The sequence below is a fragment of the Pseudomonas sp. PI1 genome, from assembly GCF_000812405.1.
Lineage (GTDB): Bacteria > Pseudomonadota > Gammaproteobacteria > Pseudomonadales > Pseudomonadaceae > Pseudomonas > Pseudomonas citronellolis.
Genome location: NZ_JWMC01000019.1, coordinates 77,572 through 103,576 on the forward strand (window position 1 = coordinate 77,572; position 26,005 = coordinate 103,576).

The window sequence follows — 26,005 nt, forward strand, 5'->3', positions numbered from 1 at the left end:
GAACATGTTCCGCCCCCGACTACTGCTCACCAGCCTCGCCATCGCCCTGGGCGCCTGCTCGCCGCAGGACCCGCAGGCGACCACCAGCGCCGCGCTGGCCCAGCAGGTGATCCTGCCGGCCTACAGCCGCTGGGTCGACGCCGACCGCGCCCTGGCCGCCAGCGCCCTGGCCTTCTGCCAGGGCAAGGAAGAGCTGGCCAAGGCTCGCGCCGATTTCGTCGCCGCGCAGAAGGCCTGGGCCGAGCTGCAGCCGCTGCTGATCGGCCCGCTGGCCGAGGGCAACCGCGCCTGGCAGGTGCAGTTCTACCCGGACAAGAAGAACCTGGTGGCGCGCCAGGTCGAGCAACTGCTCAACGGCGACGCGCAGATCACCCCCGCCACCCTGGCCAAGTCCAGCGTGGTGGTGCAGGGCCTGACCGCCTACGAATACATCCTTTTCGACGCCAGGATCGACCTGGCCGACGCCGCCACCCGCGCGCGCTACTGCCCGCTGCTGGAAGCCATCGGCGAACACCAGCAGGCCCTGGCCCAGGACATCCTGACGCGCTGGAAGGCCGACAACGGCATGCTCGCGCAGATGAGCAAGTTCCCCAACGAGCGCTACGCCGACGCCCACGAGGCCATCGCCGAGATGATGCGCGTGCAGGTCACCGCCCTGGACATGCTGAAGAAGAAGCTCGGCACCCCGCTGGGCCGCCAGAGCAAGGGCATCCCGCAGCCGTTCCAGGCCGAGAACTGGCGCAGCGACATCTCCCTGGCCAGCCTGGAGTCGAGCCTGAATGGCGCCGAGGCGCTGTGGAAAGGCACCGACGGCAAGGGCCTGCGCGCCCTGCTGCCGAGCGAGCAGAAGGACCTGGCCGGCAAGATCGACGCCGCCTACGCCGACGTCCACGGCAAGTTCGCCGCGCTCAAGCAGCCCCTGGGCGAACTGCTCAAGGACGATGCCGGCGTCAAGCAGCTCAACGAGCTGTACGACAGCCTGAACGTGGTCCACCGCCTGCACGAGGGCGAACTGGCCAAGGCGCTGAACGTGCAACTGGGCTTCAACGCCAACGACGGCGACTGACCAGTCGAGCGTCGGCCATGCGTCGTTGGACAGACACGTCGAATTCGCAGATGCGAACTCCGCATTCGCCGTGTCTCTCCGCCTGGCCTGGCTCTAGCTCGCCGGATCAGGGGTGAATGAAGTGAAAGAGGTGAACGCCATGCTGCGACGTCACGTGATCGGCCTGGGCAGCCTGCTGCTCGGCGCCCTCTCCTTCGGTGGCTGGACGCTGTCGCGCAAGGGCAAGGAGCCCCTGCTGCTGTCCGCCCGCGACGACGCGGATGGCAAGCACTACGCGGTGGGCTACCGCCTGGACGGCAGCTGCGCGTTCGCCACCGAGGTGGGCCTGCGCTGCCACGCCATCGTCCAGCACCCGACGCTGCCGCTGGCGCTGTTCGTGGCCCGCCGCCCGGGGCGCCAGAGCTACCTGGTGAGCCTGGAGGACGGCCGCCTGCTGCAGACACTGGACTCGCAGCCGGACCGCCACTTCTACGGCCACGGCGTGTGGCACAAGGACGGCGAGTGGCTCTACGCCACCGAGAACGACACCACCGACCCCGGCCGCGGCCTGCTCGGCATCTACCGCTTCGACGGCGAGAAGCTGGCGCACGCCGGTGAAGTGCCGACCCATGGCCTGGGCCCCCACGAAGTGGCCTGGCTGCCCGACGGCGAAACCCTGGTGGTGGCCAACGGCGGCATCCGCACCGAAGCCGAAAGCCGGGTGGAGATGAACCTCGACGCCATGGAACCGAGCCTGGTGCTGATGCGCCGCGACGGCTCGCTGGTCTCCAAGGAAACCCTGCCCCAGCAGATGAACAGCGTGCGCCACCTGGCCATCGCCGCCGACGGCACCATCGTCGCCTGCCAGCAGTTCATGGGCGACGCCCACGAGGCCGCCGACCTGCTCGCCATCAAGCGCCCCGGCCAGCCCTTCCAGCCTTTCCCGCTGGGCGAGGAACAGCGCCAGGCCATGGTCCAGTACACCGCCAGCGTGGCGGTGCACGACGAACTGCGCCTGGTGGCCCTGACCGCGCCGCGCGGCAACCGCTTCTTCATCTGGGACCTGGACAGCGGCGCCCTGCGCCTGGACGCGCCGCTGCCCGACTGCGCCGGCGTCGGCGCGGTGAAGGACGGCTTCGTGGTCACCTCCGGCCAGGGCCGCTGCCGCCTCTACGACTGCCGCGGCGAGAAGATCGCCGCCGAGGCGCTGCAACTGCCGCCGGCGTTCTGGGACAACCACCTGCACCTGGCGTCCTGAACCGCGCAGGGCCGCGCTAAATCCCCCGCGAGGGGAAACGTCCTGCAATCAAGGCACTTTGACGCGGCAGCGAACTCCGTCTAATGTGCGCACTTCTGCCCCGCAACGGGGCATTCCCGCCAGGCTCCGGGAACCGATGCAGTCCCGCGAAGGCAGGGCCGGTCATACAGGAACGGGCCCCTCGCAGCGCAGAGCCGCCAGGCACTTACCAAGGAACAGGAACATGTTGCGCCGCATGCTGATCATGCTCGGCGCGGTCGCCGTCATAGTCGCGGTGCTCGCCGGCTCCAAGTACTTCTCCATCCAGAAGCAGATCGCCCAGTTCACCGCGCCGCGCCCGCCGGTCAGCGTCACCGCGGTCAAGGCCGAAGAGCTCACCTGGCAGAGCCGCCTGCCGGCCATCGGCACCCTGCGCGCCAACCAGGGCGTGGTGCTCACCGCCGAAGCCTCGGGCACCGTGCGCCAGGTGCTGTTCGCCTCCGGCGAGAAGGTCCGCGTCGACCAACCCATCGTGCAGTTGGAGAACGACGTCGAGGCCGCCACCCTGCGCACCGCCGAGGCCGACCTCAACCTGGCCCAGGTGGAGTTCGAGCGCGGCCGCAGCCTGGTCGGCCGCCAGGCCATCTCCAAGAGCGAGTTCGACCGCCTGGCCGCGCAGCTGCAGCGCTCCAGCGCCACGGTCGCGCAGCTCAAGGCGGCGCTGGCGAAGAAGCGCGTGCTGGCCCCCTTCGGCGGCACCATCGGCATCCGCCAGGTGGACGTCGGCGACTACGTCTCGCCGGGCACGCCCATCGCCACCCTGCAGGACCTTTCCACCCTGCTGGTGGACTTCTTCCTGCCGGAACAGGACTTCCCCCGCCTGCAGGTCGGCCAGCGCGTGCTGGTCACTGTCGCGGCCTACCCGGGCCAGGTGTTCGAGGCGCGCATCCAGGCGCTGAACCCGCGGGTGGACAACGAGACGCGCAACCTGCAGGTGCGCGCGGCCATGGCCAACCCCGACGGCAAGCTGCTGCCGGGGATGTTCGCCAGCCTCGAGGTGCAGCTGCCGGAAACCGCGCAGCGCGTGGTGGTGCCGGAGACCGCCATCGCCTTCACCCTGTACGGCAACTCGGTGTACGTGGTGGGGCCGAAGCAGGACAAGGACGGCAAACCGCAGAACGATGCCAAGGGCCAGCCGCTGCTGGCTGTGGAGCGCCGCTTCGTCAAGGTCGGCGAGCGCCGCGAAGGCAAGGCGGTGATCCTCGACGGCCTGAAGGTCGGCGACCAGGTGGTGACCAGCGGCCAGCTCAAGCTGGACAGCGGCACCCCGGTGGCCATCGTCGACGACGTGCGCTGAGCCGCAACCCAAGCACCAGGGCGGCCCGCGCGGCCGCCGAACCCCGCCCGGCCACGGCCGCGCGGGCGCAACGACAAAGGACTGAACCATGGCCTTTACCGATCCCTTCATCCGCCGCCCGGTGCTGGCGACGGTGGTCAGCCTGCTGATCGTCCTGCTCGGCATGCAGGCCTTCAGCCGCCTGGTGATCCGCGAATACCCGCAGATGGAGAACGCGCTGATCACCGTCACCACCTTCTACGCCGGGGCCAACGCCGAGACCATCCAGGGCTACATCACCCAGCCGCTGCAGCAGAGCCTGGCCAGCGCCGAAGGCATCGACTACATGACCTCGGTGAGCCGGCAGAACTACTCGGTGATCTCCATCTACGCGCACATCGGCGCCAACACCGACCGCCTGGTGACCGAGCTGCTGTCGAAGATCGGCGAGGTGAAGACGCAGCTGCCGCCCGACGCCGAGGACCCGGTGCTGGACAAGGAAGCCGCCGACGCCTCGGCGCTGATGTACATCAGCTTCTACAGCGAGCACATGGACAACCCGCAGATCACCGACTACCTGTCGCGGGTGATCCAGCCCAAGCTCGCCACCCTGCCGGGCATCGCCGAGGCCGAGATCCTCGGCAACCAGGTGTTCGCCATGCGCCTGTGGCTGGACCCGGTAAAGATGGCCGCCTACGGCATCACCGCCAGCGACATCGACGACGCCGTGCGCAAGTACAACTTCCTCTCCGCCGCCGGCGAGGTGAAGGGCGAACTGGTGGTCACCAGCGTCAACGCCGCCACCGACCTGAAATCGCCGCAGGCCTTCGCCGCCATCCCGCTGAAGACCCTCGGCGATCGCCGCGTGCTGATGAGCGACGTGGCGCGGGTGGAACTGGGCGCGGCCAGCTACGACTCGGTCAGCTCGTTCAACGGCATCCCCTCGGTGTACATCGGCATCAAGGGCACGCCCAGCTCCAACCCGCTGGACGTGATCAAGGAAGTCCGCGCCAAGATGCCCGAGCTGGAGGAACAGCTGCCGCCGGACCTGAAGGTGTCCATCGCCTACGACGCCACGCGCTTCATCCAGGCCTCCATCGACGAGGTGGTGAAGACCCTCGGCGAGGCCATCCTGATCGTCATCGTGGTGGTCTTCCTGTTCCTCGGCGCCTTCCGCTCGGTGCTGATCCCGGTGGTGACCATCCCGCTGTCGATGATCGGCGTGCTGTTCTTCATGCAGTTGATGGGCTACTCCATCAACCTGCTGACGCTGCTGGCCATGGTGCTCGCCATCGGCCTGGTGGTGGACGACGCTATCGTGGTGGTGGAGAACATCCACCGCCACATCGAGGACGGCAAGTCGCCCTTCCAGGGCGCCATCGAGGGCGCCCGGGAGATCGCCGTGCCGGTGGTCACCATGACCATCACCCTGGCCGCGGTGTACGCCCCCATCGGCTTCCTCAGCGGCCTGACCGGCGCGCTGTTCAAGGAGTTCGCCTTCACCCTGGCCGGCGCGGTGATCATCTCCGGGGTAGTCGCGCTGACGTTGTCGCCGATGATGTGCTCGCGCCTGCTGCGCCACGACGAGAACCCCAGCGGCCTGGCGCATCGCCTGGACCTGCTCTTCGAAGGCCTGAAGCGACGCTACCAGCGCAGCCTCCACGCCACCCTGGACAACCGCCCGGTGGTACTGGTGTTCGGCGCGCTGGTGCTGGCGATCATCCCGCTGCTGCTGGTGTTCACCCACAAGGAACTGGCGCCGGAGGAAGACCAGGGCATCGTCTTCCTCATGGCCAACGCGCCGCAGACCGCCAACCTGGACTACCTGAACAAGTACACCGGCGAGTTCGAGCGCATCTTCCGCACCTTCCCCGAGTACTATTCGGCGTTCCAGATCAACGGCTACAACGGTGTGCAGAGCGGCATCGGCGGCATGTTGCTCAAGCCCTGGGACGAGCGCGAGCGCAGCCAGATGGAGCTGCTCCACGCGGTGCAGGCCGAGCTGGACAAGATCCCCGGCCTGCAGATATTCGGCTTCAACCTGCCGTCGCTGCCGGGCACCGGCGAGGGCCTGCCGTTCCAGTTCGTGATCAACACCGCCAGCGACTACGAGTCGCTGCTGCAGGTGGCTGAGCGGGTGAAGAAGCGCGCCGAGGAATCCGGCAAGTTCGCCTTCCTCGACCTCGACCTGGCCTTCGACAAGCCGGAGCTGGTGGTCGACATCGACCGCGCCAAGGCGGCGCAGATGGGCGTGTCCATGCAGGACCTGGGCATCACCCTGGCCAGCCTGCTGGGCGAGGGCGAGATCAACCGCTTCACCATCGACGGGCGCAGCTACAAGGTGATCGCCCAGGTCGAGCGGCGCTTCCGCGAGAACCCCGAGTGGCTGGGCAGCTACTACGTGAAGAACGGCCGCGGCGAGCTGCTGCCGCTGTCCACCGTGGTGACCCTGCACGAGCGCGCGCGGCCGCGCCAGCTCAACCAGTTCCAGCAGTTGAACTCGGCGATCGTCTCCGGCGTGCCGCTGGTGAGCATGGGCGACGCCATCGACACCGTGAAGCAGATCGCCGAGCAGGAGTCGCCGCGCGGCTTCGCCTTCGACTACGCCGGCGCCTCGCGGCAGTTCGTCCAGGAAGGCAACGCCCTGCTGCTGACCTTCGGCCTGGCCCTGGCGGTGATCTTCCTGGTGCTGGCCGCGCAGTTCGAGAGCTTCCGCGACCCGCTGGTGATCATGGTCACGGTGCCGCTGTCGATCTGCGGCGCGCTGGTGCCGCTGTTCCTCGGCCTGTCGAGCCTGAACATCTACACCCAGGTGGGCCTGGTGACGCTGATCGGGCTGATCAGCAAGCACGGCATCCTCATCGTCGAGTTCGCCAACCAGCTGCGCCACGAACGCGGCCTGGGCGTGCGCGAGGCGGTGGAAGAAGCCGCGGCCATCCGCCTGCGCCCGGTGCTGATGACCACCGCGGCCATGGTCCTGGGGGTGATCCCGCTGCTGCTGGCCACCGGCGCCGGCGCGGTGAGCCGCTTCGACATCGGCGTGGTGATCGCCACCGGGATGACCGTGGGCACGCTCTTCACCCTGTTCGTGCTGCCGTGCGTGTACACGCTGGTGGCGAAGAAGGACCTGGCGCCCGTGGCCGAGCCGACGCCGGCGCATTGAACGCGGACAGAGTCCTGCCTCTCCCCCGTAGGATGGGTGGAGCGAAGCGATACCCATCACCGTGACCGCATGGGTTTCGCAAGCTCAACCCATCCTACGAAAGGCACCTCGGCGCAGCGTAGGCGGATAACGTTCGACGTTATCCGCCGTTTGGCCTCGGCCCCGGGCCGCTGCGGATTCGAACCCGCAGCGCCTGTCCGGAGCGCTCCGGTCCTGACCGCGAAACCGGGCATGGGTTTGGGTGTGGCGGCGTATAACCGCGAACGGTTATACGCCCTACGCCGGCTGCCGCTGCATCCCGCCCTTGTCCTGCCCGGGTTCGCGCTGCAGGCTCCAGTTCTGCAGGTGCTCGCGGCTCTGGCGGTAGGGCTTCAGGCCCATGCCCAGCAGCAGCACGCCGCCCAGGAGCGCCAGGCTGGTGACGATCAGCAGCGAGTAGCGCAGCGCCATGTCGTCGTGGAACACGAAGTCGGTGACCAGCGCCACCGCGGTGGGGCCCACGCCCAGGCCGAACAGGGTGACCACGAACAGGTAGATGGCCGAGGCCTGGCCGCGCATGGAGTTGGGCATGATCTCCTGGATCGCCGCCGGCGCCACGCCGAAGGGCATGCTCAGGCAGAACACCGTGGGCGCCATCAGCAGGGCCACCAGGTTGGCGTCGTCCAGCAGCGGGAAGGTCACCGACAGCGGCAGCGCCAGGCAGGCCGCCAGCAGGCCCACGCGCATGTTGGCGTCGGTCCTGCCGCGTTTGGCCCAGCGGTCGGCCAGGCGCCCGCCGAAGACGATGCCCAGGCAGCCGAACACCGCCACTATGCTGCCGTACACCACGCCGACGTGGCCGGCGTCCCAGCCGTAGGTGCGGACGAAGAAGGTCGGCACCCAGGCGCCGCTGCCGTAGCTGGCGAAGGAGATGCAGGCAAAGCCGAAGTTGTGGCAGATCACCGTCTTGCGGTTGGCCCGCAGGTAGGCGCCGACCTCGCGCATCGGCACCTCGACGCCGGCGCCCACGCCGTGGCGCTGCGGCTCCTTCACCGCCAGCATCAGCAGGGTGAAGAGCACACCGGCGGCGCCGAGAATGAGGAAGATCAGCTGCCAGGGGCGCACTTCGCCGAGCAGCGGCAGGTGCACGTCGCCCTGGGCCGAGGCGAACTTGATCACCAGCCCGCCGAGCAGGAAGGCCAGCCCGGAGCCCAGGTAGATGCCCATGGAATAGACGCTGATGGCGGTGGCCCGGCGCTGCGCCGGGAAGCTGTCGGCGATCAGCGAATAGGCCGCCGGCGACAACGCCGCCTCGCCCACGCCGACGCCGACGCGGAACAGCAGGAACTGCCAATACTGCCGGGCCAGGCCGCAGGCCGCGGTCATGGCGCTCCAGATCAGCACGCCGACGGTGATCAGCCCGCGCCGGCTGCGGCTGTCGGCCATGCGCCCGAGGGGGATGCCGCAAAGGGTGTAGAAGAGCGCGAAGGACAGCCCCATGAGCAGGCTCATCTGGGTGTCGCTGATGGCCAGGTCGCGGCGGATCGGCCCGACCAGCAGGTTGAGGATCTGCCGGTCGATGAACGACAGGACGTAGGCGACCATGAGGATCGCCACCGTGGACCAGGCCACGGCACTGGAGGGGTAGCCGTTGTTGTTATTGTGCATGCCGAACTCCTGTTCGCCGCCAACGCGGCCAGAGCGAAGGGGTGGAGTGCAGCTTAGGCAAGCGAGGGGGAAGCTGGCGCGCACTATCAGGCTGCTGAATGCGAGTGGGGGCCTCTGGATGATAAGGCGGATGGTGGGGAAGGTTTTTCGTAGGAGCGAGCTTGGTCGCGAAGGGTGCCTCCCGGTTGTCGAGGTGCGACAGATTGACTCCGCTCCCTCTCCCCAGCCCTCTCCCTGAAGGGAGAGGGGGCCACGCCGTGCCGAGAGAAGGAATGGTTTCAGCCGGAAATCACCATGCTAGCCGGCTGACTCGGGAAAACCAGACCGCGCCGAACGGTCCCCTCTCCCTTCAGGGAGAGGGTTAGGGAGAGGGAAAGGGGCCAAACCAAGACACCGAAGCCACCGGTGAACCCGGTTCGCGAGCAAGCTCGCTCCTACGAAAAGCCCCTTCAGCGCCCCCGCATCAAGCCGGCGTCAAACACTCCGGCCCATCGCAAGCCGGATCGTTGACTATGCTCGCCAACGCCTGCTCCCGCAGCCGCACCTGCGGCCGCGCCAGCAGGCTCAGCAACTTAGGCAGCGGCGTCTCGTCCCCCAGCCAGAGCGCCCTGTCCTCCTCGCTCTCCAGCAGCAACGGGCGGCGCAGCGGACCGGCCGCTTGGGTCACCAGGGCCAGGCTCAGCCAGGTGTGGCCGTCCACCGGGTAGGCCTCCCAGACTGCGGCGAAATAACTCAGGCCGCTGGCGCCGGCCACCCAGTAGGGCCGCTTGCGCACGCCGCGCCATTCGTAGAAACCGTTGGCCGGCACCAGGCAGCGGCGGCGGGCGAAGGCTTCGCGGAACATCGGCTGCTCGTGCAGCGTCTCGGCGCGGGCGTGGGCCGGGGTGCGCGACAGGTCGGTGAGCCAGGCCGGGGTCAGGCCCCAGCGCGCCAGGTCGGCGCGGCGCACGCCGGCCTCCTCGCGCAGCATCAGCAGCTGCGCGCCGGGGGCAAGGTTCCAGTGCGGCGGGTGGTCCTTGGGAAAGCCCGGCAGCTCGGCGAGCTCGCGGGTCCAGCGGAACAGGGCAAAGCGGGCGGTCATCGGCGCTCCAGCGCGGCCTCAACAGAGCAGCACGCCGCTGGCCGGGCCGAACTCGTCGGCCGGGCCGGGCATCGGCTGCGCGGCATTGTACGCCTGGATCAGCTCCCGCGCCTGTTGCGCCGCATCGTCGTCGACCCACAGGTGCAGCAGCCCGTGCAGCGGCAGCTCGCCGATGCCACCGAGCAGGTGGCGGCCGCCGAGGTGGCAATCGATGCCCTCGCTGGCCAGCATGCCGGCCAGCAACTCGGCCTCGGCCAGGTCGGCCGGTTCGTAGACTCGCTGCATCAGTCGTCCTCCCGGTGAACCTCCAGCGTCCACTGGGCGCCGTCGGTGTACAGCTGGAACAGGATGGGCCGGCAACACACCGGACAATCTTCATAGTAGCTCTGGTCGCCGCCGGAGAGGTCTAGCACGGCCTCGACCGCTTCCCCGCAATAGGGGCAGCGGTAAGCCTGGGTCTCGAGCATCTGAAGGTCCCCTGTGACTTCCGTTATACTCCCGCGGTCTTTTTATCCGGCCAGGCCCGCGGGCATGGTCGGTTTTCCGGGGGAGAGGCCCGCGCCAGACGCGTGCCGTGCCAGTTACACCCATGAACAAGAGAGCATGATGGGCGAGTTCGAAGCCATCCGACCGTACAACGACGCCGAAGTCCCGGCCGTTCTCCAGCGCCTGCTGAGCGACGACGCCTTCCTGGGTATTCTGGCGCGTTATCGTTATCCGCGCCTGTCGCGCCCCTTCGGCTGGCTGCTGCGCCCGCTGATCGCCCACCGCCTGGCCCGCGAGGTCACCGGCATCCGCAGCGTGGTGGAACTGCAGGACAAGTGCGAGCCCTACGTCGACCGCACCATCGAGCACGCCACCGACGGCGTCACCTACTCCGGGCTGGACAACCTCAAGAGCGGCCGCGCCTACCTGTTCATCGCCAACCACCGCGACATCGTGATGGACCCGGCGTTCTGCAACTACGCCATCTACCACGCCAAGCTGCCGACGCCGCGCATCGCCATCGGCGACAACCTGCTGCAGCGGCCCTTCGTCAGCGACCTGATGCGCCTGAACAAGAGCTTCATCGTGCACCGCTCGATCAGCGGCCGGCGCGAGAAGCTGGCGGCCTACACCACCCTTTCGGCCTACATCAACCATTCGATCCGCCACGACGGCGAGTCGGTGTGGATCGCCCAGGCCGAGGGCCGCGCCAAGGACGGTGACGACCGCACCGACTCGGCGATCCTCAAGATGTTCCACATGAGCCGCAAGGACGAGCCCTTCGCCGAGGTGGTCCGCGAGCTGCACCTGATCCCGGTGTCGATCAGCTACGAATACGACCCCTGCGACGCCGCCAAGGCCCGCGAGCTGTACACCCGCGCCACTACCGGCGAGTACCGCAAGGCGCCGGGCGAGGACGACGCCAGCATCGCCCAGGGCATCACCGGCTACAAAGGCCGCGTGCAGATCAACTTCGGCGCCGAGATGGACGGCGACTACGCCGACGCCAAGCAGTTGGCCGCCGCCCTGGACCGGCAGATCCTCGGCAACTACCGGCTGTTCCCGGTGCACTACCTGGCCTACGAGATGTCCGAGCTGCGCGACCCGGCCCTGGCCGTGCCCGGCGCCGAGAGTCTGTTCGGCGCCGAGGAACTGCGCCGGGCCCGCGAGCAGTGGCAGCAGCGCCTGCAGGCCTGCCCGCCGGAGCACCGCCCCTACCTGGTCCTGCAGTACGCCAACCCGGTGCTGAACCAATACCGGCTCAAGCAGGCCTGAGCCACCGCATGAACGAAAAGGGCGCCCATGGGCGCCCTTTTGCATCGTGACGGTGCGTTTTCAGCCCGGCAGGTGCGTGCTGTACTGGCTCAGCGCGACGGCCAGGGCCAGGCAGGCGAAGCCGAAGAGGTAGAAGAAGCGGTTGATCTTCGCCGTCGAAGGCTCGGCCTCGGCCAGCGGCGCGGCCACGCCCTCGCCACCGGCGACCAGGCGTTGCAAGGCCTGGCGCTCGCGCCGGCGGGTGGCCAGCAGCAGCCAGGCGCCGGCCAGGGCGAAGAACAATGCCAGGTCGTTGAGAACCCGAGCGGGATGGGCCTGGAACAGATTCCAGAGCGCCTGCAGCGACATCACGACCTCCACACTTCAGGACTGCACGCCCGGAAGCCAGAAAGCGCCAAGGCCGAGTTCTGTACGAAGCGACGAACCGCAGCGGGTGCGTCACAGGACTGAAAGAAAGACGCCCGATTGTATCTGTCAGGAGGATGGCGCAGCCAGTTCGGTCGTCTTATTCACGACGAACGTCAGCCTTATCGAGAAGGGTTCTAAGCCTTTTCCGACACCTGGCACGTGACTGGCTAGTCACCTTTCGCCATCCGGTATCCCGCCTAGGAGATTCGCCATGCTCGAAATCGTACCCCACGAAAGCGCCTACCTGATCGAACACCTGGATGAAATCGAAGCCGTGGTCACCGACCTCTCCTTCAACGTCCAGGACGACCACTGGCTGGTGTACTGCCAGGCCTGCGGCCACGAACACCTGGACCTGCCGGAAGCCGACGAGCGCCAGCCGGCCTACGAGACCGACCCGTTCCGCCAGGCCGCCGCCTGAATTCCCGCGACCATGAACGAAAAAGCCCGGCGAGTGCCGGGCTTTTTCATTCGCGCCAGGACGATCAGCGCTGGTTCAGCGTCTGCCCGATGGTCGGGTCCTTGAACACGCGGTCCAGGGCGTCGCTGAGCACGTCGCTGACCAGCTTGGTGTTGGTCTGCTGGTTCGGCGCCATGCCGAAGCGCTGGTTCAGGCTGGAGCCGTAGCGGCCGTTGTAGCGGCGCCCGCCGGCCTGCACGTCGACGCGGAAGGTCGCGCCTATGGTGGCCTCGGTGACGTAGATGCCGTCCTTGGGCGACTGGTACTTCAGCTCGGCCAGGGTGAGGGTCAGGGTCGGGGCGTTATAGGCGTTCGGCGAGGGAGTGAAGCCGAGCAGGCGCACCGCCGCCTCGGTCTGCGCCTGCAGCTTGGGAATCACGTCCTGGCTGCGCACGGTGACCGCGCTGGTCTCCGAGTAGAGGCCGCCACGGGTGCCCAGCTCGGTGCTCTGGCGGCCGTCGACCACCTTCACCACCACCGGCTGGCCCTGGCCGACGGCGACCGGCTGGCCCTTGAATACCGGGTCCGGGTTCAGTTGTTGCGGGCTGAGGGCACAGCCGGACAAGGCCAGGGTGCCGGCGGCGATCAGACTGAGCAACAGGCGCTGCAACATGTTCGTGTCTCCATGGGTTGGGCTCGGAACGGCGGGCAGTATACCGGCCGTCGGAGCGCCCTGATAGCGCTCTGCAGCTTGGACGCTGGCACTTTGTTGCAGGTTCCTTGGCGGCGACATGCGCAAGGGCGTGTCGCACCACATTGGTGCAAAAATAGGAAATCCGGTGACCGGAACTCGGAAAAAAGTCTAAGTACGAGGGCTTTTTTTGCTTTTCGTCGTTATAATCGCGCCCCGATTATAAGGACGCCTCCTGATCGGGTCCCACAGCACGACAGCCTTGCGCCCGTCGGCCTGTCACACCCTCCTAGAGAGTCGCCAATTGCGCCGTGGCCACCGGTCCCGCGCTTTGTACCGATCGTTGCGACGACACTTTCAGGCAAGGATTGCCGCGAGTCCCCTCCGTACCGAGTCCGGACCCGCCCGCAGCGACGACCCCCTTTGAGCTTCACGTCTCCATAAGAGCGTGATTTGAAGGTTTTTCACTACTTCACGAGAGTGTGGCGAGCGAGAATGGCGAACGAACACGAAGCGTTGGATGTGCTGCTGGTTGGCGCCGGCATCATGAGCGCAACCCTGGCGACCCTGTTGAAGGAAGTCGAACCCGGCACCCGCCTGGAGATCGTCGAACTGCAGGAGTCCGGAGCCATCGAGAGCTCCAACCCCTGGAACAACGCCGGCACCGGCCACGCCGGCCTCTGCGAGCTGAACTACACGCCGCAGGCCGCCGATGGCTCCATCGACATCAAGAAAGCGGTGCAGATCAACGCCCAGTTCGAGGTGTCCAAGCAGTTCTGGGCGCACCTGGTGGACAAGGAGGGCTTCGGCAATCCGCGCAACTTCATCAACCCGGTGCCGCACCTGAGCTTCGTCCGTGGCAAGGACGTGCCCTTCCTGAAGAAGCGCTTCGAGACGCTGAGCCAGCACCACGCCTTCGAGTCCATGGTCTACACTGAGGACCGCGAGCAGCTGGGCCAGTGGGCGCCGCTGACCATCCCCGGCCGCCCGGCCGACGAGCAGGTCGCCGCCACCCGCGTCGAGCATGGCACCGACGTCAACTTCGGCGCCCTGACCAACCAGTTGCTGGCCCGTCTGGGCAAGCAGGACGGCGCGAAGGTCAGCTACTTCCAGAAGGTCGTGGGCCTTGAGCGCGACGGCCAGGACTGGATCGTCGACATCAAGAACACCCAGAACGGCCAGTCGCGCAAGATCCGCGCGAAGTTCGTCTTCCTCGGCGCCGGCGGCGGCGCGCTGCCGCTGCTGCAGATGTCCGGCATCCCGGAAAGCAAGGGCTTCGGCGGCTTCCCGGTGAGCGGCCAGTGGCTGCGCTGCGACAACCCCGAGGTGGTCAAGCAGCACCAGGCCAAGGTCTACAGCCAGGCCGAGGTCGGCGCCCCGCCGATGTCCGTGCCGCACCTGGACACCCGCGTGGTCGATGGCAGGAAGTCCCTGCTGTTCGGGCCCTACGCCGGCTTCTCCACCAAGTTCCTGCGCCACGGCTCCTTCCTCGACCTGCCGCTGTCGGTGCGCGGCAGCAACCTGATGCCGATGCTGGCGGTCGCCCGCGACAACATGGACCTGACCCGCTACCTGGTGCGCGAAGTCATGCAGTCCATGGACCAGCGCCTGGAAAGCCTGCGCAAGTTCTACCCGCTGGCCAACCCGGCCGACTGGCGCCTGGAAACCGCCGGCCAGCGTGTGCAGATCATCAAGAAGGACGCCAAGAAAGGCGGCATCCTGCAGTTCGGCACCGAGCTGGTGGCCTCCGAGGACGGCACCATCGCCGCCCTGCTGGGCGCCTCCCCGGGCGCGTCGGTCACCGTGTCGATCATGCTCGGCCTGCTGGAGCGTTGCTTCCCGCAGCAGTACAAGTCCGAAGCCTGGGGCGCCAAGCTCAAGGAAATCTTCCCGGCCCGCGAGAAGCAGCTGGAGACCGATGCCTCGGCGTACCGCGAGATCAACGCCTACACCTGGCAGAAGCTGCAGCTGGATCAGTGATCCAGCGCCAGCGCAAAAGGCCCGCCATCCGGCGGGCCTTTTCGTTTGTGCAGCCTTCGTTTCAGCGAGCGCTGATCATCCAGCCGACGCCGAAGCGGTCGTGGAGCATGCCGAAGCGCTGCGCCCAGAAGGTCTTCTCCAGCGGCATGTCCACCTGCCCCTCCTCGGCCAGCGCGGCGAAGGCCTTCTCGGCGGCGGCCACGCTGTGCAGGGCCAGGTGCAGCGAAAAGCCATTGAACGGCGCTTCGTGCTCGCCGCGGCCGTCGGACATCAGCACCTCGGTCTGGCCGATCTGCAGGCTGGCATGCATGACCTTCTCGCACCAGCCGTCGGGCACCTGCAGCGGCCCCGGCGCCTCCTCGTAGCGCATCAGCGCGTTGAGCTGCGCGCCGAGGGCCTGCTGGTAGAAGGCGATGGCTTCGTCGCACTGGCCGTGGAAGAACAGATAGGGCTGTACATGCATGTCGGCGTCCTCACCTTGTCGTTGTTCTACCTGCAAGTCTAGGCGGGGGGCGGGGGATCTGCGCCGATGCGCTCTTCGTAGGATGGGTTGAGCTTGCGAAACCCATGCGGCCATGGCGATGGGTATCGCTTCGCTCCACCCATCCTACGGGGCAGGCATCAGGCACGAAAAAGCCCGCACGCGGCGGGCTTCTTCACGGTAAGGCCGATCAGCCGCGGACGGCTTCGATCACCTCGATGTAGGGCTCGGCCTGGCGCTGGTCGCGGATCAGCGCGACGAAGTCCTCGCCCTTGGCGTTCTTCGCGCCGAGGTCGTAACCGGCCTCGACGAAGAACTTCACGAAGCGCTCGAAATCGTCGATGCGCAGGCCGCGGTAGGCCTTGATCAGCTTGTGCAGCGACGGCGGGGTGTCGTCGGCCGGTTCGACCTCGAGGAACAGCTTGATCGACTCGTCGCCGATCTCTTCGCCAATCACCTGCTTCTTGTCTTTACGCATCGCTCGCTTCTCTCTACGGCACCAGTCGACGGCCCGGCCGTCATCAAAGGCGGGCAGTGTAACCCCGCGGCGGGCGCCGGCTCAACGCAGGCGCACGGCGCCGCTGTGCAGGTCGGCCCAGACGTGGCCGTTGGGATAGCTGAGGAACTGGCAGAACACCGGGCCATGGCGCAGCAGGTCGAGCAGCTGGGTATAGGACGCTGCCGGGTAGGACAGGCTCAGGGTGCGGCTGGCGGCGTCGTAGCTGGGCTTCTTCAGGCTCTTGCCCTCGCTGTCGAAGCTGATCAGCACCTGGGTCACGGCGCCACCCTTGTTCAGCGGCTTGCCCTTCAGGCGCAGCAGCGCCGGGGTGGTGATCGGGATCGGCTGCTGGTTTGACTGGCGCTGGTTGCCCAGCACCACGCTGTATTCGGTGACCTGCAGCAGTTGCTGCTGTTCCGGCGCCTCGCCGCGCAGATTGTTGTCGTCCGGCGGCAGGAACTGGGCATGGGCCACCGGCGCAGCGGCGGCGAACAGCGGCCCGGAGAAGGCCAGGAAGGCAAGGCAGAACAGGTGGCGCAACGTCATCGTGAACCCCGCGGGAAAACTCGTCCGGCACTCTAGCACGGGCCCGGCGGCACTCGTACAGGTACGTGGTGGGGGCTTTCACGCATCGATAAGATTCGATGCATTCGCTCGCTCACATGCCGCCAGACGGAGGCAGAGGCCCCATGCTGCACAACGTTTCCGACCTCGACCTGCGCCCGCTGCTCGCCGAACGGCTCGGCTACGGCATCGAGCACAGCCTGCTGCTGCGCGACGATGCGGGCCGCAACCAGGCCCTGCAGGCGCTGGTGGAGGACCTTTGCGCCGTGTCCCTGCCCTAGCCTTTAAACACGCTTAGGAGTCCGGCTATCGCGGACAAAGTCCGCTACGTTGCAGGCGAGCTCGGCGCTGCCTGCAAGACGGGCGTAGGCGCTATGCGCCCTACATTGCTATGCCCTCCGGCAAACACAGCCCCCCGTAGGATGGTGTTGAGCGAAGCGATACCCATCACCATGGCCCGATGGGTATCGCAAGCTCAACCCATCCTACGAAGAGCACCTCGGCGCAGCCTGCAAGACCGTGCTTCCTACGATGTGTCAGCGCGGCGCGGTGATGTGCTTGATGCCGAGGAACGCCGACAGCCCCCAGGGCCCCAGCTCGCGCCCCATGCCGCTGGCCTTGCCGCCGCCCCAGGAGGTCTGCGGGAACACCACCTGCGGCGAAAAGCCTCGCACTCAGGCGGGGAACTGCGCCCGCATCCAGGCCAGGTATTCAGCCGCGCCGGGCTCGCCCTCGCGCGGGGCCCAGGCGCCGCGTTCGTCGTCGGCCAGGGCCTGGTAGGGGCCGGCCTTGCACTCGAAGATCAGGCTGTCCGGCGCCAGCGCCACCAGGGCGTGGAAGGTGCCCGGCGGCAGGTCCACGCCGGGGCAGTCGCCTTCGGGCGACAGCTCACGGGTGGCGAGCAGTTCGCCGGCCTCGGAGAAGATCAGCAGGCCCAGGCGCCCCTTCAGCACGATGATGCTCTCGGCCTTGTCGGGGCTGCGGTGGCAGTGCGGCTGCACGTAGGTGTCCGGCTGCAGCGCATTGAGCAGGCGATGGCAGGGCTCTTCCATCGCGTGCAGGTTGTGGTGCTGGCGGCGGCGCGGGCTGGCGGCCGCCTGACCGGCCAGCCCGGCGAACAGGGCCTGGTCGAGGAAACGCGGCCCGGCCACGGCTCAGAGGCCCTTGACGGCGAAGATGCCCGGGGCGTTGCGCCAGTAGCCCTTGTAGTCCATGCCGTAGCCGAAGATGTAGCGGTCCACGCAGGACAGGCCGACGTAGTTGGCCTTCAGGTCCGGGCGCGCCTTGCGGTCGTGGTCCTTGTCGATCAGCACCGCGGTGTGCACTTCGCGGGCGCCGGCGTGGCGGCAGAAGTCGATGATCGCCGAGAGGGTGTGCCCTTCGTCGAGAATGTCGTCGACGATCAGCACGTCGCGGTCGATGAAGGAGATTTCCGGCTTGGCCTTCCAGAACAGCTCGCCGCCGGTGGTCTCGTTACGGTAGCGGGTGGCGTGCAGGTAGGACAGCTCCAGGGGGAAGTCCAGCTTCGGCAGCAGCTTGCCGGAGAAGATCAGCCCGCCGTTCATCACGCAGAACACCACCGGGTTGCGCTCGGCCAGGTCCGCGTTGATCGCCTGGGCGACACGGCCGATGGCGGCGTCCACTTCGGCGTCGTTGTACAGGCAATCGGCTTCGGCCATGACTTGGCGGATGTGCGCGAGATCGACGGACATTGGCGGGCTCTCCCGGAAAAAGTGCGCAAAGGTACCCATCCCTCTGCCCTGGAGCAAGTACCGGCGGACGAAAGTCGCCGACAATCCCGCGCCAGGCCAGGCGGGTTCCGGCAGTAGGCGGCCGGCGGCTATTTGTCGCGCACCGACTGCCAACTGCCCCTAAGATGCTTTACGCTACCGCAATTTTTTGCCAGCCCTCTCCCGGAGACCCCGTCCATGCCCGTGCACGAGATTCGCCATCCCCTGATCCGCCACAAGATCGGACTGATGCGCCGCCACGATATCAGCACCAAGAATTTCCGCGAGCTGGCCCAGGAAGTGGGCGCCCTGCTGACCTACGAGGCGACCGCCGACCTGCCGCTGGAGAACTACGAGATCCCCGGCTGGGCCGGCTCGGTGCAGGTGGAGAAGATCGCCGGCAAGAAGATCACCGTGGTGCCCATCCTGCGCGCCGGCATCGGCATGCTCGACGGCGTGCTCAGCCTGATCCCCGGGGCCAAGGTCAGCGCCGTGGGCGTGGCGCGCAACGAAGAGACGCTGCAGGCGCACACCTACCTGGAGAAGCTGGCGCCGGACATCGCCGAGCGCCGCTCGCTGATCATCGACCCGATGCTGGCCACCGGCGGCTCCATGGTCGCCACCATCGACCTGCTGAAGAAGGCCGGCTGCAGGGAAATCCGCGCCATGGTGCTGGTGGCCGCGCCCGAGGGCATCAAGGCGGTGGCCGAGGCGCACCCGGACGTCATCATCTATACCGCCTCGATCGACCAGGGGCTGAACGAAAACGGCTACATCATCCCCGGCCTGGGCGATGCCGGCGACAAGATCTTCGGCACCAAGCAGAAGGAAAACTGATCCATGGCCGATGAATTCAACGACCCGCTGTGGCGCCAGGTCATCGCCGGCGCGCAGATGCTCTTCGTCGCCTTCGGCGCCCTGGTGCTGATGCCGCTGATCACCGGCCTGGACCCGAACGTGGCGCTGTTCACCGCCGGCTTCGGCACCCTCATGTTCCAGCTGGTGACCGGGCGCCAGGTGCCGGTGTTCCTGGCCTCCAGCTTCGCCTTCATCACTCCGATCATCCTCGCCAAGGGCCAGTTCGGCCTGGCCGCGACCATGGGCGGGGTGGTCGCCGCCGGCTTCGTCTACACCTTCCTGGGCCTGGCGGTGAAGATCAAGGGCACCGGCTTCATCGACCGCCTGCTGCCGCCGGTGGTGATCGGCCCGGTGATCATCTCCATCGGCCTGGCCATGGCCCCCATCGCCGCCAACATGGCCATGGGCAAGGCCGGCGACGGCGCCGAGCTGATCCCCTACCGCACCGCCATGCTGATCTCCATGCCGGCGCTGATCACCACCCTGATAGTCGCGGTGTTCGGCAAGGGCATGCTGCGCCTGGTGCCGATCATCAGCGGCGTGCTGGTGGGCTACGCGCTGTCGTTCATGTTCGGTGTGGTCGACGTGGCCAAGATCGTCGCCGCGCCCTGGCTGGAGCTGCCGAAGTTCACCGCGCCGGAATTCAACTGGCAGGCCATCCTGTTCATCGTCCCGGTGGCCCTGGCCCCGGCCATCGAGCACATCGGCGGGGTGATCGCCGTGGGCGGGGTGACCGGCAAGAACTACCTGAAGACCCCGGGCCTGCACCGCACCCTGCTGGGCGACGGCATCGCCACCTCCGCCGCCGGCCTGTTCGGCGGCCCGCCGAACACCACCTACGCCGAAGTCACCGGCGCGGTGATGCTGACCAAGAACTACAACCCGAAGATCATGACCTGGGCGGCGGCGTTCGCCATCGGCCTGGCCTTCGTCGGCAAGTTCGGCGCCATCCTGCAGAGCATCCCGGTGCCGGTGATGGGCGGCATCCTCTGCCTGCTGTTCGGCACCATCGCCTCGGTGGGCATGAACACCCTGATCCGCCACAAGGTCGACCTGTCCCAGGCGCGCAACCTGTGCATCGTCTCGGTGACCCTGGTGTTCGGCATCGGCGGCGTGCTGATCGGCTCGGGCACCGGCCCGGACGACTTCGGCCTGAAGGGCATCGCCCTGTGCGCCATCGTCGCCATCGTCCTGAACCTGCTCCTGCCCGGCGAGGACGGCTGGCAGAACAAGGCGCTGGAGGAAGGCGCCAAGGAAACCGAACACCCGTGAGCCCCGGATGCCCCGGACCGACGAAAGGACCGGGGCGCCACTGCCGAGGCTGCCGTAGACTCCCCTCAGCGACTGCGAACGCCTGCCCGAAGCGGTAGTCCACAGAAGAGGGAAGCGCACAGTCCCGGAGGTAACCGTCATTTTCGTCTGCCGCAACACCCCGCGCCCCGAACTGAACGGAGCGCGCCCCACTCGCCGCGAGGCCCGGCCATGAGCCGCGCCTGGTGGCTGCTGATCGCCCTGCTCGGCGCCTCGCTGGTGCCGCTGGTGCTGGGCGGCCGGCCGATGCTCGAGCAACTGGCGAGCTTCCCGCTGGACAACCTGCTGCTGTTGCTCGGCATGATCCTGCTGTGCTGGCTGATCAACGCCCAGAAGCTGCGCGTGCTGCTGGCCGGCCGCGCCGGGCCGCTGAGCCAGCGGCAGTCGATCGGCATCATCATGGCCTCGGAATTCGCCTTCTACGCCACCCCCGGCGGCAGCGGCGCGCCGCTGACGCTGATGGCCCTGCTGGCCCGCCGCGGCCTGCGCCCGGCGCAGAGCAGCGCGATCTTCGCCGTCGACCAGTTGAGCGACCTGCTGTTCTTCCTCAGCGCCCTGCTGGTGGTGCTGTGCTACACGCTGTCCCACAGCCTGAGCCCGAACCTGGAATCCTCGCTGCTGGTCAGCGCCGTGCTGCTGGGCGGCATCCTGTTCGGCGTGGTGCTGCTGGCGCGCTTCCAGCGCCGGGTGATCCGCGCCAACGGCCGCCTGCTGGCGCGCCTGGGCGTCAAGCCGCGGCGGCGCCTGCACTGGGCGCGCAAGCTGCTGCACTTCCGCGACAGCATCGCCACCAGCCTCAAGCAGCCGCGCCGGCGCCTGGCGCTGGTGTTCCTGCTCACGAGCAGCCACTGGCTGCTGCGCTTCTCGGTGCTCTACCTGATCCTCCAGGCCATGGGCGTGGAACTGCACTGGGCCTGGACCTTCCTGATCCAGCTGCTGTCCCTGGCCGCCGGCCTGGCCACCCTGCTGCCGGGCGGCGCCGGCGGCACCGAGCTGACCTCGCTGGCGATGCTCAGCCCGCTGGTAGGCAAGCCGACCGCGGCCGCGGCCATCCTGGTCTGGCGGGTGGTGACCTACTACTTCTACCTGGTGGCGGGCGCGCCGGTGTTCGCCATCATGGCCGGGCGCCCGCTGCTGCGCCGCCTGGTCGGCCTGCGCAACCGCGACGCCTAGCGCCGGCCCTGCCGGCGGTTTCGCGCGCAGGGCGCGCTCCTACAGGGGAATGGCGCGGATGGGGAGGTGCATGAGCAAGCATGGCTTTTCGTAGGATGGTGTTGAGCGAAGCGATACCCATCAGCGCCACCGCGAGACAGCGCCAGGGAGGCACGGTCGTAGGAGCGGACTCCGTCCGCGATGGCCGGGCCTCCACACCAGGCCCCCACCCTTTACGGCACCAACACCGCCGCGCCCTGGAAACGCCCGTGGCGCAGGTCGTCCAGGGCCTGGTTGGCCTGCTCCAGCGGGTAGCGCTGCACCTCGGTACGCACCCCGGCCCGGGCGGCGACGGGGAAGAACTCCAGGCCGTCGCGGCGGGTCAGGTTGGCGACCGAGACCAGCTCGCGCTCGCCCCACAGGATCGAATAGGGGAAGCTCGGGATGTCGCTCATGTGGATGCCGGCGCACACTACCCGGCCACCTTTGCGCACGGCACGCAACGCGACAGGCACCAGCTCTCCGGCCGGGGCGTAGATGATCGCCGCGTCCAGCGGCTGCGGCGGCGCCTGGTCGGACGGCCCGACCCAGACTGCGCCCAATGAGCGGGCGAAAGCCTCGGCGGCGTGGTCGCCGGGACGGCTGAAGGCATAGACCTCGCGCCCCTGCCAGCGCGCCACCTGCAGCACGATGTGCGCCGCCGCGCCGAAGCCGTACAGTCCCAGGCGCCGGCCGTCGCCGGCCTTGACCAGCGAGCGCCAGCCGATCAGCCCAGCGCAGAGCAACGGCGCCAGCTCGGCGTCGTCGCCCGCCTCGCCCAGGGCGAAGGTGAAGCGCGCATCGGCCACCACGTACTCGGCATAGCCACCCGGCCGGGTGTAGCCGGTGAACTGCGGCGCGTCGCAGAGGTTTTCCTGGTCGCGGGTACAGGGCGGACAGTGACCGCAGGTATGCCCCAGCCAGGGCACGCCGACCCGCTGGCCCAAGGCGAAACCCTCGACGCCCGCGCCCAGGGCATCGACGTAGCCGACGATCTCGTGCCCGGGGATCACCGGCAGGGGCACCGCCGGCAGCTCGCCGTCGACCACGTGCAGGTCGGTACGGCACACCCCGCAGGCCGCCACGCGCACGCGCAGCTCACCTGGGCCGGGTTGCGGCACGGGCAGCTCGCGCAGTCGCAGCGGCTGGCCCACCTGTTCGAGCAGCATGGCGCGCATGGGTCACCTCCACACGGGCGAATCGGCTAGGGTTTCTTCGGCGGCGCCTCGGGGCGCGGCCCGTCGTCCTGCAGTTCGCGCCAGAGTTCGGCGGCGCCGGGGAACTCGGTGCCGTCCTCCTCGCTCAGCGCATCGATGTCGTAGCGGCTGGTACAGCCCTCGCCCAGGGTGGGCGGCGGGGTGGCTGTGCCGGGGGCTTTCTCGTCGGACATGGCCGGGCTCTCCTGCAATGCGGGTTCGCCCGGCCGACGCGGCTCAGGGCCTGTTTACGATCTCGCGAGCTAGAGCAGAACAAGGCAGAAACAGGCGAGAGAGCGCAGTTTAGTCCGCTAAATGAGCATCGCTCGCCTGTTTTTAACGCCGTTATGCCGACGCGCAGCAGATCGTGGACAGGTCCTCAGTCGAACACCACGGTCTTGTTATCGTGCACCAGCACGCGGTCTTCCAGGTGATAGCGCAAACCGCGCGCCAGCACCATCTTTTCCACGTCCTTGCCCAGGCGCACCATCTCCTCGACGTTGTCGCGGTGGCTCACGCGCACCACGTCCTGCTCGATGATCGGGCCGGCGTCCAGTTCCTCGGTGACGTAGTGGCAGGTCGCCCCGATCAGCTTCACGCCGCGCAGCGAAGCCTGGTGGTAGGGCTTGGCGCCGATGAACGAGGGCAGGAAGCTGTGGTGGATGTTGATCACCTGGTGGCGGTACTTCTGGCACAGGTCCGGCGGCAGGATCTGCATGTAGCGCGCCAGCACCACGTTGTCGGCCTGGTGCTCGTCGATCAGCCGCGACACCTCGTCGAAGGCCGGCTGCTTGTTCTTCGCATCCACCGGCACGTGGAAGTAGGGGATGCCGTGCCATTCGACCATGCTGCGCAGGTCGTCGTGGTTGGCGATCACGCAGGGGATTTCGCAGTCCAGCTCGCCGCTGTGCCAGCGGTGCAGCAGGTCGGCCAGGCAGTGCGACTCGCGGCTGGCCATCAGCACCACGCGCTTCTTCACCGCCGAGTCGGTGATGCGCCAGACCATGTTGAACTCGCGGGCGATGGGGGCGAAGGCCTGGCGGAACCCGTCGAGGTCGAACGGCAGGGAGTCGGCGCGAATCTCGTGCCGCATGAAGAACCAGCCGTTGTCGTTGTCGGAGTGATGACTGGCCTCGGTGATCCAGCCGTTGTAAGTGGCCAGGAAATTACTCACCTTGGCGACGATACCGACCCCGTCGGGACAGGCGATCACCAGTCGGAAAGTGCGCATGGGTGTGGCTCCAGATACTTCGCGAAGGCCGCCATTCTAGCGGCTGCCCGGGAAAACCGCGACCGCCGCCAAGGGACATTCGGACAGGTCCTGATTTAAGTGCGCGGACAATACGTCTATCGAAGCAACTTAAATATTACGTTAAGTAGCCAGAAAACTTTATCCAATGGTTTACTCGAACAAATCGGCTGACTATTATTGGGAGTACTAATATTCCAGCAACGCTTGACCTCAAGACAAGGTACGCCGACATGTCACTGATCAATGAGTACCGCGCCACCGAAGAAGCCATCAAGGAACTTCAAGAGCGCCTCAAGTCCCTGGAAAAGGACGACAAGCTGAAGAAGGAACTGGAGTTCGAAGAGAAACTCCGCACGCTCATGGGCAGCTATGGCAAGTCCCTGCGCGACATCCTCGCGCTGCTCGATCCGGACGCCAAACTGAGCAAGGCCCCGCGTGCCGCCAAGGCCACCGGCAGCAAGCGCGCGCGCAAGGTCAAGCAATACAAGAACCCGCATAACGGCGAAGTCATCGAAACCAAGGGCGGCAACCACAAGACGCTCAAGGAATGGAAGGCCAAGTGGGGCGCCGACACCGTCGAGAGCTGGGCCACCCTGCTGGGCTGAGCCCGCCCGCCGCGTCACGCGCATTGCGAAAACGCCAGCTTCGGCTGGCGTTTTTTATTGCCCGCGAAGAACTCGCGGAACACTAAAGGCAATAACGCTGACGCAAAGCCGCGGCATATGCCTGCCACTCCTGCAGCAATGCCCTACCCTGCAGCCCAGTATTTTCGAGCTGTTCGGCCAGAGCCACTTCGAAGTTCGCCAGGGTATTGGGCGCGCCGTACTCGTCGAGCATCAGCCGGCAACGGCAGAACTCCCGCCATTGTTCCTGCTCGGCCGTAGACAAAGTTTCCGGAAAATTCCGCGCGCGATAACGGAACAGAAGTTCCACCAGGCGCGGATCGTCGAATGGCCATTGTTCTCGTCCCAGGCGCACGGGGTCCGCCTGGCGTACCTGTTCGCAGAGCCGCCGGTCACGGTCGCCGATAAAACCGTCATATAGCTGCTGTTCCGGATCGGCGACGCCGGGGAAGTTCTCTTGTTCATATACCGCGGCCAGCTTGTCCTGCCACTGCGGCTTGCCTTCGACCAGCACCTGCGCGCGCGCCTGCCAGGCCGCCAGGTCGATGCCCAGGCGCGCCTGGTCCTGCTCGCGCAGCACCGCCAGCGGCGCCAGCACCGGGCAGCGGTTGACGTGCACCAGCTTCAGCGGCACCGGCAGTTCGCCCTCGCCCAGCTCCTCGCGGCGGGTGTACAGGCGCTGGCGCAGGGTCTCGGCGTCCAGTTCCAGCAACGGCGCCGGGTCCAGCCCCAGGTCGCAGACGATCAGGGCGTTGCGGTTGCGCGGGTGCCAGGCCAGCGGCAGCACCAGCGACAGGAAGCTGCGCGCCGCCGAGAAACGCCCGGACACATGCACCAGCGGCTTGAGCAACTGCACCTGGTCGAGCACCGCGTGCTTGCCGCGCAGGCGGTAGAGGAAGTCGTAGAGCTTGGGCTGGCGCTGGCGGAGCAGCCGGGCCATGGCGATGGTCGCGCGCACGTCGGACAGCGCGTCGTGGGCCTGGCCGTGCTCCAGGCCGTTGGCCTCGGTCAGACGCTCCAGCTTCAGGGTGACCACGCCCTCGTCGTTCAGCGGCCACTGGATGCCTTCCGGGCGCAGCGCGTAGGCGGTGCGCACCAGGTCGATGAGGTCCCAGCGGCTGTTGCCGCCCTGCCATTCGCGGGCGTAGGGGTCGAAGAAGTTGCGGTAGAGGCTGTAGCGGGTGACTTCGTCGTCGAAGCGCAGGGTGTTGTAGCCGGCCACGCAGGTGCCCGGGCGCGACAGCTCGGCGTGCAGGCGGGTCATGAACTCGGCTTCGCCCAGGCCCTGCTCTTCCAGGCGCTGCGGGGTGATGCCGGTGATCAGGCAGGCCGCCGGGTGCGGCAATATGTCGTCGCTGGGGCGGCAGTAGAAATTCAGCGGCGCCTCGATCTCGTTGAGCGCCTCGTCGGTGCGGATGCCGGCGACCTGCAACGGGCGGTCGCGGCGCGGGTCGATGCCGGTGGTCTCGTAGTCGTACCAGAAGATGCTGGCGGTCATGACGCTCTCCCTTGGCCTGGCCGGGCAGTCTACCATCCCCCTGCGGGCTGCCC

28 protein-coding genes are annotated in these 26,005 nt (G+C 67.5%); 12 read left to right on the plus strand and 16 right to left on the minus strand.

Features of this window, described 5'->3' with window-relative positions; translation table 11 throughout:
* Positions 1-4: 4 nt before the first annotated feature.
* The 4 genes from RN02_RS08325 (at position 5) to RN02_RS08340 (ending at position 6,781) form a co-directional block, all read left to right on the plus strand.
* Positions 5-1,066: an imelysin family protein gene (locus RN02_RS08325; RefSeq protein WP_009615871.1), complete on the plus strand. Its 1,062-nt coding sequence runs from the start codon at positions 5-7 to the stop codon at positions 1,064-1,066.
* Between the two features lie 139 nt (positions 1,067-1,205).
* The gene (locus RN02_RS08330) at positions 1,206-2,303 is read left to right on the plus strand and encodes a DUF1513 domain-containing protein (RefSeq protein ID WP_043314058.1); all 1,098 of its coding nucleotides are present in this window, start codon (positions 1,206-1,208) and stop codon (positions 2,301-2,303) included.
* Between the two features lie 223 nt (positions 2,304-2,526).
* The gene (locus RN02_RS08335; protein WP_009615867.1) at positions 2,527-3,639 is read left to right on the plus strand and encodes an efflux RND transporter periplasmic adaptor subunit; all 1,113 of its coding nucleotides are present in this window, start codon (positions 2,527-2,529) and stop codon (positions 3,637-3,639) included.
* Between the two features lie 88 nt (positions 3,640-3,727).
* A complete protein-coding gene (locus RN02_RS08340; RefSeq protein WP_043314059.1) occupies positions 3,728-6,781 on the plus strand; it encodes a multidrug efflux RND transporter permease subunit in 3,054 nt (1,017 codons plus the stop codon).
* Between the two features lie 276 nt (positions 6,782-7,057).
* On the opposite strand, the gene RN02_RS08345 is transcribed toward RN02_RS08340, so the two are convergent.
* The 4 genes from RN02_RS08345 to RN02_RS08360 all read right to left on the minus strand — a co-directional run bounded on the left by RN02_RS08345 (position 7,058) and on the right by RN02_RS08360 (position 9,976).
* Positions 7,058-8,428 (minus strand): spinster family MFS transporter, encoded by a 1,371-nt coding sequence (locus RN02_RS08345; RefSeq protein ID WP_043314060.1) that lies wholly within the window; start codon positions 8,426-8,428, stop codon positions 7,058-7,060.
* A gap of 463 nt (positions 8,429-8,891) precedes the next feature.
* The gene (locus RN02_RS08350; protein WP_043314061.1) at positions 8,892-9,509 is read right to left on the minus strand and encodes an SOS response-associated peptidase; all 618 of its coding nucleotides are present in this window, start codon (positions 9,507-9,509) and stop codon (positions 8,892-8,894) included.
* An 18-nt stretch (positions 9,510-9,527) separates the two neighbouring features.
* Entirely contained in the window at positions 9,528-9,794 is a 267-nt protein-coding gene (locus tag RN02_RS08355) for a putative signal transducing protein (RefSeq protein WP_043314062.1), read from the minus strand.
* Positions 9,794-9,976 (minus strand): CPXCG motif-containing cysteine-rich protein, encoded by a 183-nt coding sequence (locus tag RN02_RS08360; protein WP_043314063.1) that lies wholly within the window; start codon positions 9,974-9,976, stop codon positions 9,794-9,796. Before RN02_RS08360 ends, RN02_RS08355 begins: the two co-directional genes overlap by 1 nt.
* Positions 9,977-10,112: 136 nt before the next feature.
* Here RN02_RS08360 and RN02_RS08365 point away from each other — a divergent pair, with 136 nt between their 5' ends.
* Positions 10,113-11,270, plus strand: coding sequence for a 1-acyl-sn-glycerol-3-phosphate acyltransferase (locus RN02_RS08365; protein WP_043314064.1), 1,158 nt, complete (start codon positions 10,113-10,115; stop codon positions 11,268-11,270).
* 60 nt (positions 11,271-11,330) lie between these two features.
* Here RN02_RS08365 and RN02_RS08370 read toward each other — a convergent pair whose 3' ends face one another.
* Positions 11,331-11,618: a hypothetical protein gene (locus RN02_RS08370; protein ID WP_043314065.1), complete on the minus strand. Its 288-nt coding sequence runs from the start codon at positions 11,616-11,618 to the stop codon at positions 11,331-11,333.
* A gap of 271 nt (positions 11,619-11,889) precedes the next feature.
* Here RN02_RS08370 and RN02_RS08375 point away from each other — a divergent pair, with 271 nt between their 5' ends.
* Positions 11,890-12,099: a hypothetical protein gene (locus tag RN02_RS08375; RefSeq protein ID WP_009615850.1), complete on the plus strand. Its 210-nt coding sequence runs from the start codon at positions 11,890-11,892 to the stop codon at positions 12,097-12,099.
* A gap of 64 nt (positions 12,100-12,163) precedes the next feature.
* Here the strand turns inward: RN02_RS08375 and RN02_RS08380 are convergent, their stop codons facing one another.
* Positions 12,164-12,751 (minus strand): YajG family lipoprotein, encoded by a 588-nt coding sequence (locus RN02_RS08380; RefSeq protein ID WP_009615848.1) that lies wholly within the window; start codon positions 12,749-12,751, stop codon positions 12,164-12,166.
* A 513-nt stretch (positions 12,752-13,264) separates the two neighbouring features.
* Between RN02_RS08380 and mqo the strand changes: the two genes are divergently transcribed.
* The gene (mqo, locus tag RN02_RS08385; protein WP_009615846.1) at positions 13,265-14,749 is read left to right on the plus strand and encodes a malate dehydrogenase (quinone); all 1,485 of its coding nucleotides are present in this window, start codon (positions 13,265-13,267) and stop codon (positions 14,747-14,749) included.
* 61 nt (positions 14,750-14,810) lie between these two features.
* Here mqo and RN02_RS08390 read toward each other — a convergent pair whose 3' ends face one another.
* The 3 genes from RN02_RS08390 to RN02_RS08400 form a co-directional block, all read right to left on the minus strand.
* Positions 14,811-15,212: a VOC family protein gene (locus tag RN02_RS08390; protein WP_009615843.1), complete on the minus strand. Its 402-nt coding sequence runs from the start codon at positions 15,210-15,212 to the stop codon at positions 14,811-14,813.
* A 208-nt stretch (positions 15,213-15,420) separates the two neighbouring features.
* On the minus strand, positions 15,421-15,708 hold the full coding sequence (locus RN02_RS08395) for a PA4642 family protein (RefSeq protein WP_043314066.1): 288 nt from the start codon (positions 15,706-15,708) through the stop codon (positions 15,421-15,423).
* An 81-nt stretch (positions 15,709-15,789) separates the two neighbouring features.
* Entirely contained in the window at positions 15,790-16,275 is a 486-nt protein-coding gene (locus RN02_RS08400) for a hypothetical protein (protein ID WP_009615837.1), read from the minus strand.
* 143 nt (positions 16,276-16,418) lie between these two features.
* On the opposite strand from RN02_RS08400, the gene RN02_RS33705 reads away from it, so the two are divergent.
* Positions 16,419-16,574, plus strand: coding sequence for a hypothetical protein (locus RN02_RS33705; RefSeq protein ID WP_161796238.1), 156 nt, complete (start codon positions 16,419-16,421; stop codon positions 16,572-16,574).
* Between the two features lie 255 nt (positions 16,575-16,829).
* Here the strand turns inward: RN02_RS33705 and RN02_RS33875 are convergent, their stop codons facing one another.
* From RN02_RS33875 to RN02_RS08410, 3 genes are read right to left on the minus strand one after another with little or no spacing between them, the layout of a single operon-like run.
* Complete coding sequence (locus RN02_RS33875; RefSeq protein ID WP_177331046.1) at positions 16,830-16,967, minus strand: hypothetical protein; 138 nt, start codon at positions 16,965-16,967, stop codon at positions 16,830-16,832.
* Entirely contained in the window at positions 16,968-17,444 is a 477-nt protein-coding gene (locus RN02_RS08405; protein WP_043314067.1) for a WbuC family cupin fold metalloprotein, read from the minus strand.
* A 3-nt stretch (positions 17,445-17,447) separates the two neighbouring features.
* Positions 17,448-18,005 carry a hypoxanthine-guanine phosphoribosyltransferase gene (locus RN02_RS08410; RefSeq protein WP_009615834.1) on the minus strand — a complete coding sequence of 186 codons (558 nt, stop codon included), beginning with the start codon at positions 18,003-18,005 and terminating at the stop codon, positions 17,448-17,450.
* Positions 18,006-18,221: 216 nt separating this feature from the next.
* Between RN02_RS08410 and upp the strand changes: the two genes are divergently transcribed.
* The 3 genes from upp to RN02_RS08425 all read left to right on the plus strand — a co-directional run bounded on the left by upp (position 18,222) and on the right by RN02_RS08425 (position 21,365).
* Positions 18,222-18,860 (plus strand): uracil phosphoribosyltransferase, encoded by a 639-nt coding sequence (gene upp / locus RN02_RS08415; protein WP_009615833.1) that lies wholly within the window; start codon positions 18,222-18,224, stop codon positions 18,858-18,860.
* Positions 18,861-18,863: 3 nt separating this feature from the next.
* A complete protein-coding gene (locus tag RN02_RS08420) occupies positions 18,864-20,153 on the plus strand; it encodes a uracil-xanthine permease family protein (RefSeq protein ID WP_043314068.1) in 1,290 nt (429 codons plus the stop codon).
* Positions 20,154-20,363: 210 nt separating this feature from the next.
* Positions 20,364-21,365, plus strand: coding sequence for a lysylphosphatidylglycerol synthase transmembrane domain-containing protein (locus RN02_RS08425; RefSeq protein WP_043314069.1), 1,002 nt, complete (start codon positions 20,364-20,366; stop codon positions 21,363-21,365).
* Positions 21,366-21,577: 212 nt separating this feature from the next.
* On the opposite strand, the gene RN02_RS08430 is transcribed toward RN02_RS08425, so the two are convergent.
* The 3 genes from RN02_RS08430 to purU form a co-directional block, all read right to left on the minus strand.
* A complete protein-coding gene (locus RN02_RS08430; RefSeq protein WP_043314070.1) occupies positions 21,578-22,561 on the minus strand; it encodes a zinc-dependent alcohol dehydrogenase family protein in 984 nt (327 codons plus the stop codon).
* Positions 22,562-22,587: 26 nt separating this feature from the next.
* Positions 22,588-22,773: a hypothetical protein gene (locus RN02_RS08435; RefSeq protein WP_043314071.1), complete on the minus strand. Its 186-nt coding sequence runs from the start codon at positions 22,771-22,773 to the stop codon at positions 22,588-22,590.
* 185 nt (positions 22,774-22,958) lie between these two features.
* Positions 22,959-23,810, minus strand: coding sequence for a formyltetrahydrofolate deformylase (gene purU / locus RN02_RS08440; protein WP_009615828.1), 852 nt, complete (start codon positions 23,808-23,810; stop codon positions 22,959-22,961).
* Between the two features lie 251 nt (positions 23,811-24,061).
* Between purU and mvaT the strand changes: the two genes are divergently transcribed.
* On the plus strand, positions 24,062-24,436 hold the full coding sequence (gene mvaT / locus RN02_RS08445) for a histone-like nucleoid-structuring protein MvaT (protein WP_009615827.1): 375 nt from the start codon (positions 24,062-24,064) through the stop codon (positions 24,434-24,436).
* Positions 24,437-24,518: 82 nt separating this feature from the next.
* Here mvaT and sbcB read toward each other — a convergent pair whose 3' ends face one another.
* Positions 24,519-25,952: an exodeoxyribonuclease I gene (gene sbcB / locus RN02_RS08450; RefSeq protein ID WP_043314072.1), complete on the minus strand. Its 1,434-nt coding sequence runs from the start codon at positions 25,950-25,952 to the stop codon at positions 24,519-24,521.
* Between the last annotated feature and the right edge of the window lie 53 nt (positions 25,953-26,005).

Excerpts from the sequence above, each read along its gene's own strand:
- RN02_RS08325 (WP_009615871.1), top strand. The coding sequence starts at position 5 with ATGTTCCGCCCCCGACTACTGCTCACCAGCCTCGCCATCGCCCTGGGC.
- RN02_RS08330 (WP_043314058.1), top strand. The coding sequence starts at position 1,206 with ATGCTGCGACGTCACGTGATCGGCCTGGGCAGCCTGCTGCTCGGCGCC.
- RN02_RS08335 (WP_009615867.1), top strand. The coding sequence starts at position 2,527 with ATGTTGCGCCGCATGCTGATCATGCTCGGCGCGGTCGCCGTCATAGTC.
- RN02_RS08340 (WP_043314059.1), top strand. The coding sequence starts at position 3,728 with ATGGCCTTTACCGATCCCTTCATCCGCCGCCCGGTGCTGGCGACGGTG.
- RN02_RS08345 (WP_043314060.1), bottom strand. The coding sequence starts at position 8,428 with ATGCACAATAACAACAACGGCTACCCCTCCAGTGCCGTGGCCTGGTCC.
- RN02_RS08350 (WP_043314061.1), bottom strand. The coding sequence starts at position 9,509 with ATGACCGCCCGCTTTGCCCTGTTCCGCTGGACCCGCGAGCTCGCCGAG.
- RN02_RS08355 (WP_043314062.1), bottom strand. The coding sequence starts at position 9,794 with ATGCAGCGAGTCTACGAACCGGCCGACCTGGCCGAGGCCGAGTTGCTG.
- RN02_RS08360 (WP_043314063.1), bottom strand. The coding sequence starts at position 9,976 with ATGCTCGAGACCCAGGCTTACCGCTGCCCCTATTGCGGGGAAGCGGTC.
- RN02_RS08365 (WP_043314064.1), top strand. The coding sequence starts at position 10,113 with ATGATGGGCGAGTTCGAAGCCATCCGACCGTACAACGACGCCGAAGTC.
- RN02_RS08370 (WP_043314065.1), bottom strand. The coding sequence starts at position 11,618 with ATGTCGCTGCAGGCGCTCTGGAATCTGTTCCAGGCCCATCCCGCTCGG.
- RN02_RS08375 (WP_009615850.1), top strand. The coding sequence starts at position 11,890 with ATGCTCGAAATCGTACCCCACGAAAGCGCCTACCTGATCGAACACCTG.
- RN02_RS08380 (WP_009615848.1), bottom strand. The coding sequence starts at position 12,751 with ATGTTGCAGCGCCTGTTGCTCAGTCTGATCGCCGCCGGCACCCTGGCC.
- mqo (WP_009615846.1), top strand. The coding sequence starts at position 13,265 with ATGGCGAACGAACACGAAGCGTTGGATGTGCTGCTGGTTGGCGCCGGC.
- RN02_RS08390 (WP_009615843.1), bottom strand. The coding sequence starts at position 15,212 with ATGCATGTACAGCCCTATCTGTTCTTCCACGGCCAGTGCGACGAAGCC.
- RN02_RS08395 (WP_043314066.1), bottom strand. The coding sequence starts at position 15,708 with ATGCGTAAAGACAAGAAGCAGGTGATTGGCGAAGAGATCGGCGACGAG.
- RN02_RS08400 (WP_009615837.1), bottom strand. The coding sequence starts at position 16,275 with ATGACGTTGCGCCACCTGTTCTGCCTTGCCTTCCTGGCCTTCTCCGGG.
- RN02_RS33705 (WP_161796238.1), top strand. The coding sequence starts at position 16,419 with ATGCTGCACAACGTTTCCGACCTCGACCTGCGCCCGCTGCTCGCCGAA.
- RN02_RS08410 (WP_009615834.1), bottom strand. The coding sequence starts at position 18,005 with ATGTCCGTCGATCTCGCGCACATCCGCCAAGTCATGGCCGAAGCCGAT.
- upp (WP_009615833.1), top strand. The coding sequence starts at position 18,222 with ATGCCCGTGCACGAGATTCGCCATCCCCTGATCCGCCACAAGATCGGA.
- RN02_RS08420 (WP_043314068.1), top strand. The coding sequence starts at position 18,864 with ATGGCCGATGAATTCAACGACCCGCTGTGGCGCCAGGTCATCGCCGGC.
- RN02_RS08425 (WP_043314069.1), top strand. The coding sequence starts at position 20,364 with ATGAGCCGCGCCTGGTGGCTGCTGATCGCCCTGCTCGGCGCCTCGCTG.
- RN02_RS08430 (WP_043314070.1), bottom strand. The coding sequence starts at position 22,561 with ATGCGCGCCATGCTGCTCGAACAGGTGGGCCAGCCGCTGCGACTGCGC.
- RN02_RS08435 (WP_043314071.1), bottom strand. The coding sequence starts at position 22,773 with ATGTCCGACGAGAAAGCCCCCGGCACAGCCACCCCGCCGCCCACCCTG.
- purU (WP_009615828.1), bottom strand. The coding sequence starts at position 23,810 with ATGCGCACTTTCCGACTGGTGATCGCCTGTCCCGACGGGGTCGGTATC.
- mvaT (WP_009615827.1), top strand. The coding sequence starts at position 24,062 with ATGTCACTGATCAATGAGTACCGCGCCACCGAAGAAGCCATCAAGGAA.
- sbcB (WP_043314072.1), bottom strand. The coding sequence starts at position 25,952 with ATGACCGCCAGCATCTTCTGGTACGACTACGAGACCACCGGCATCGAC.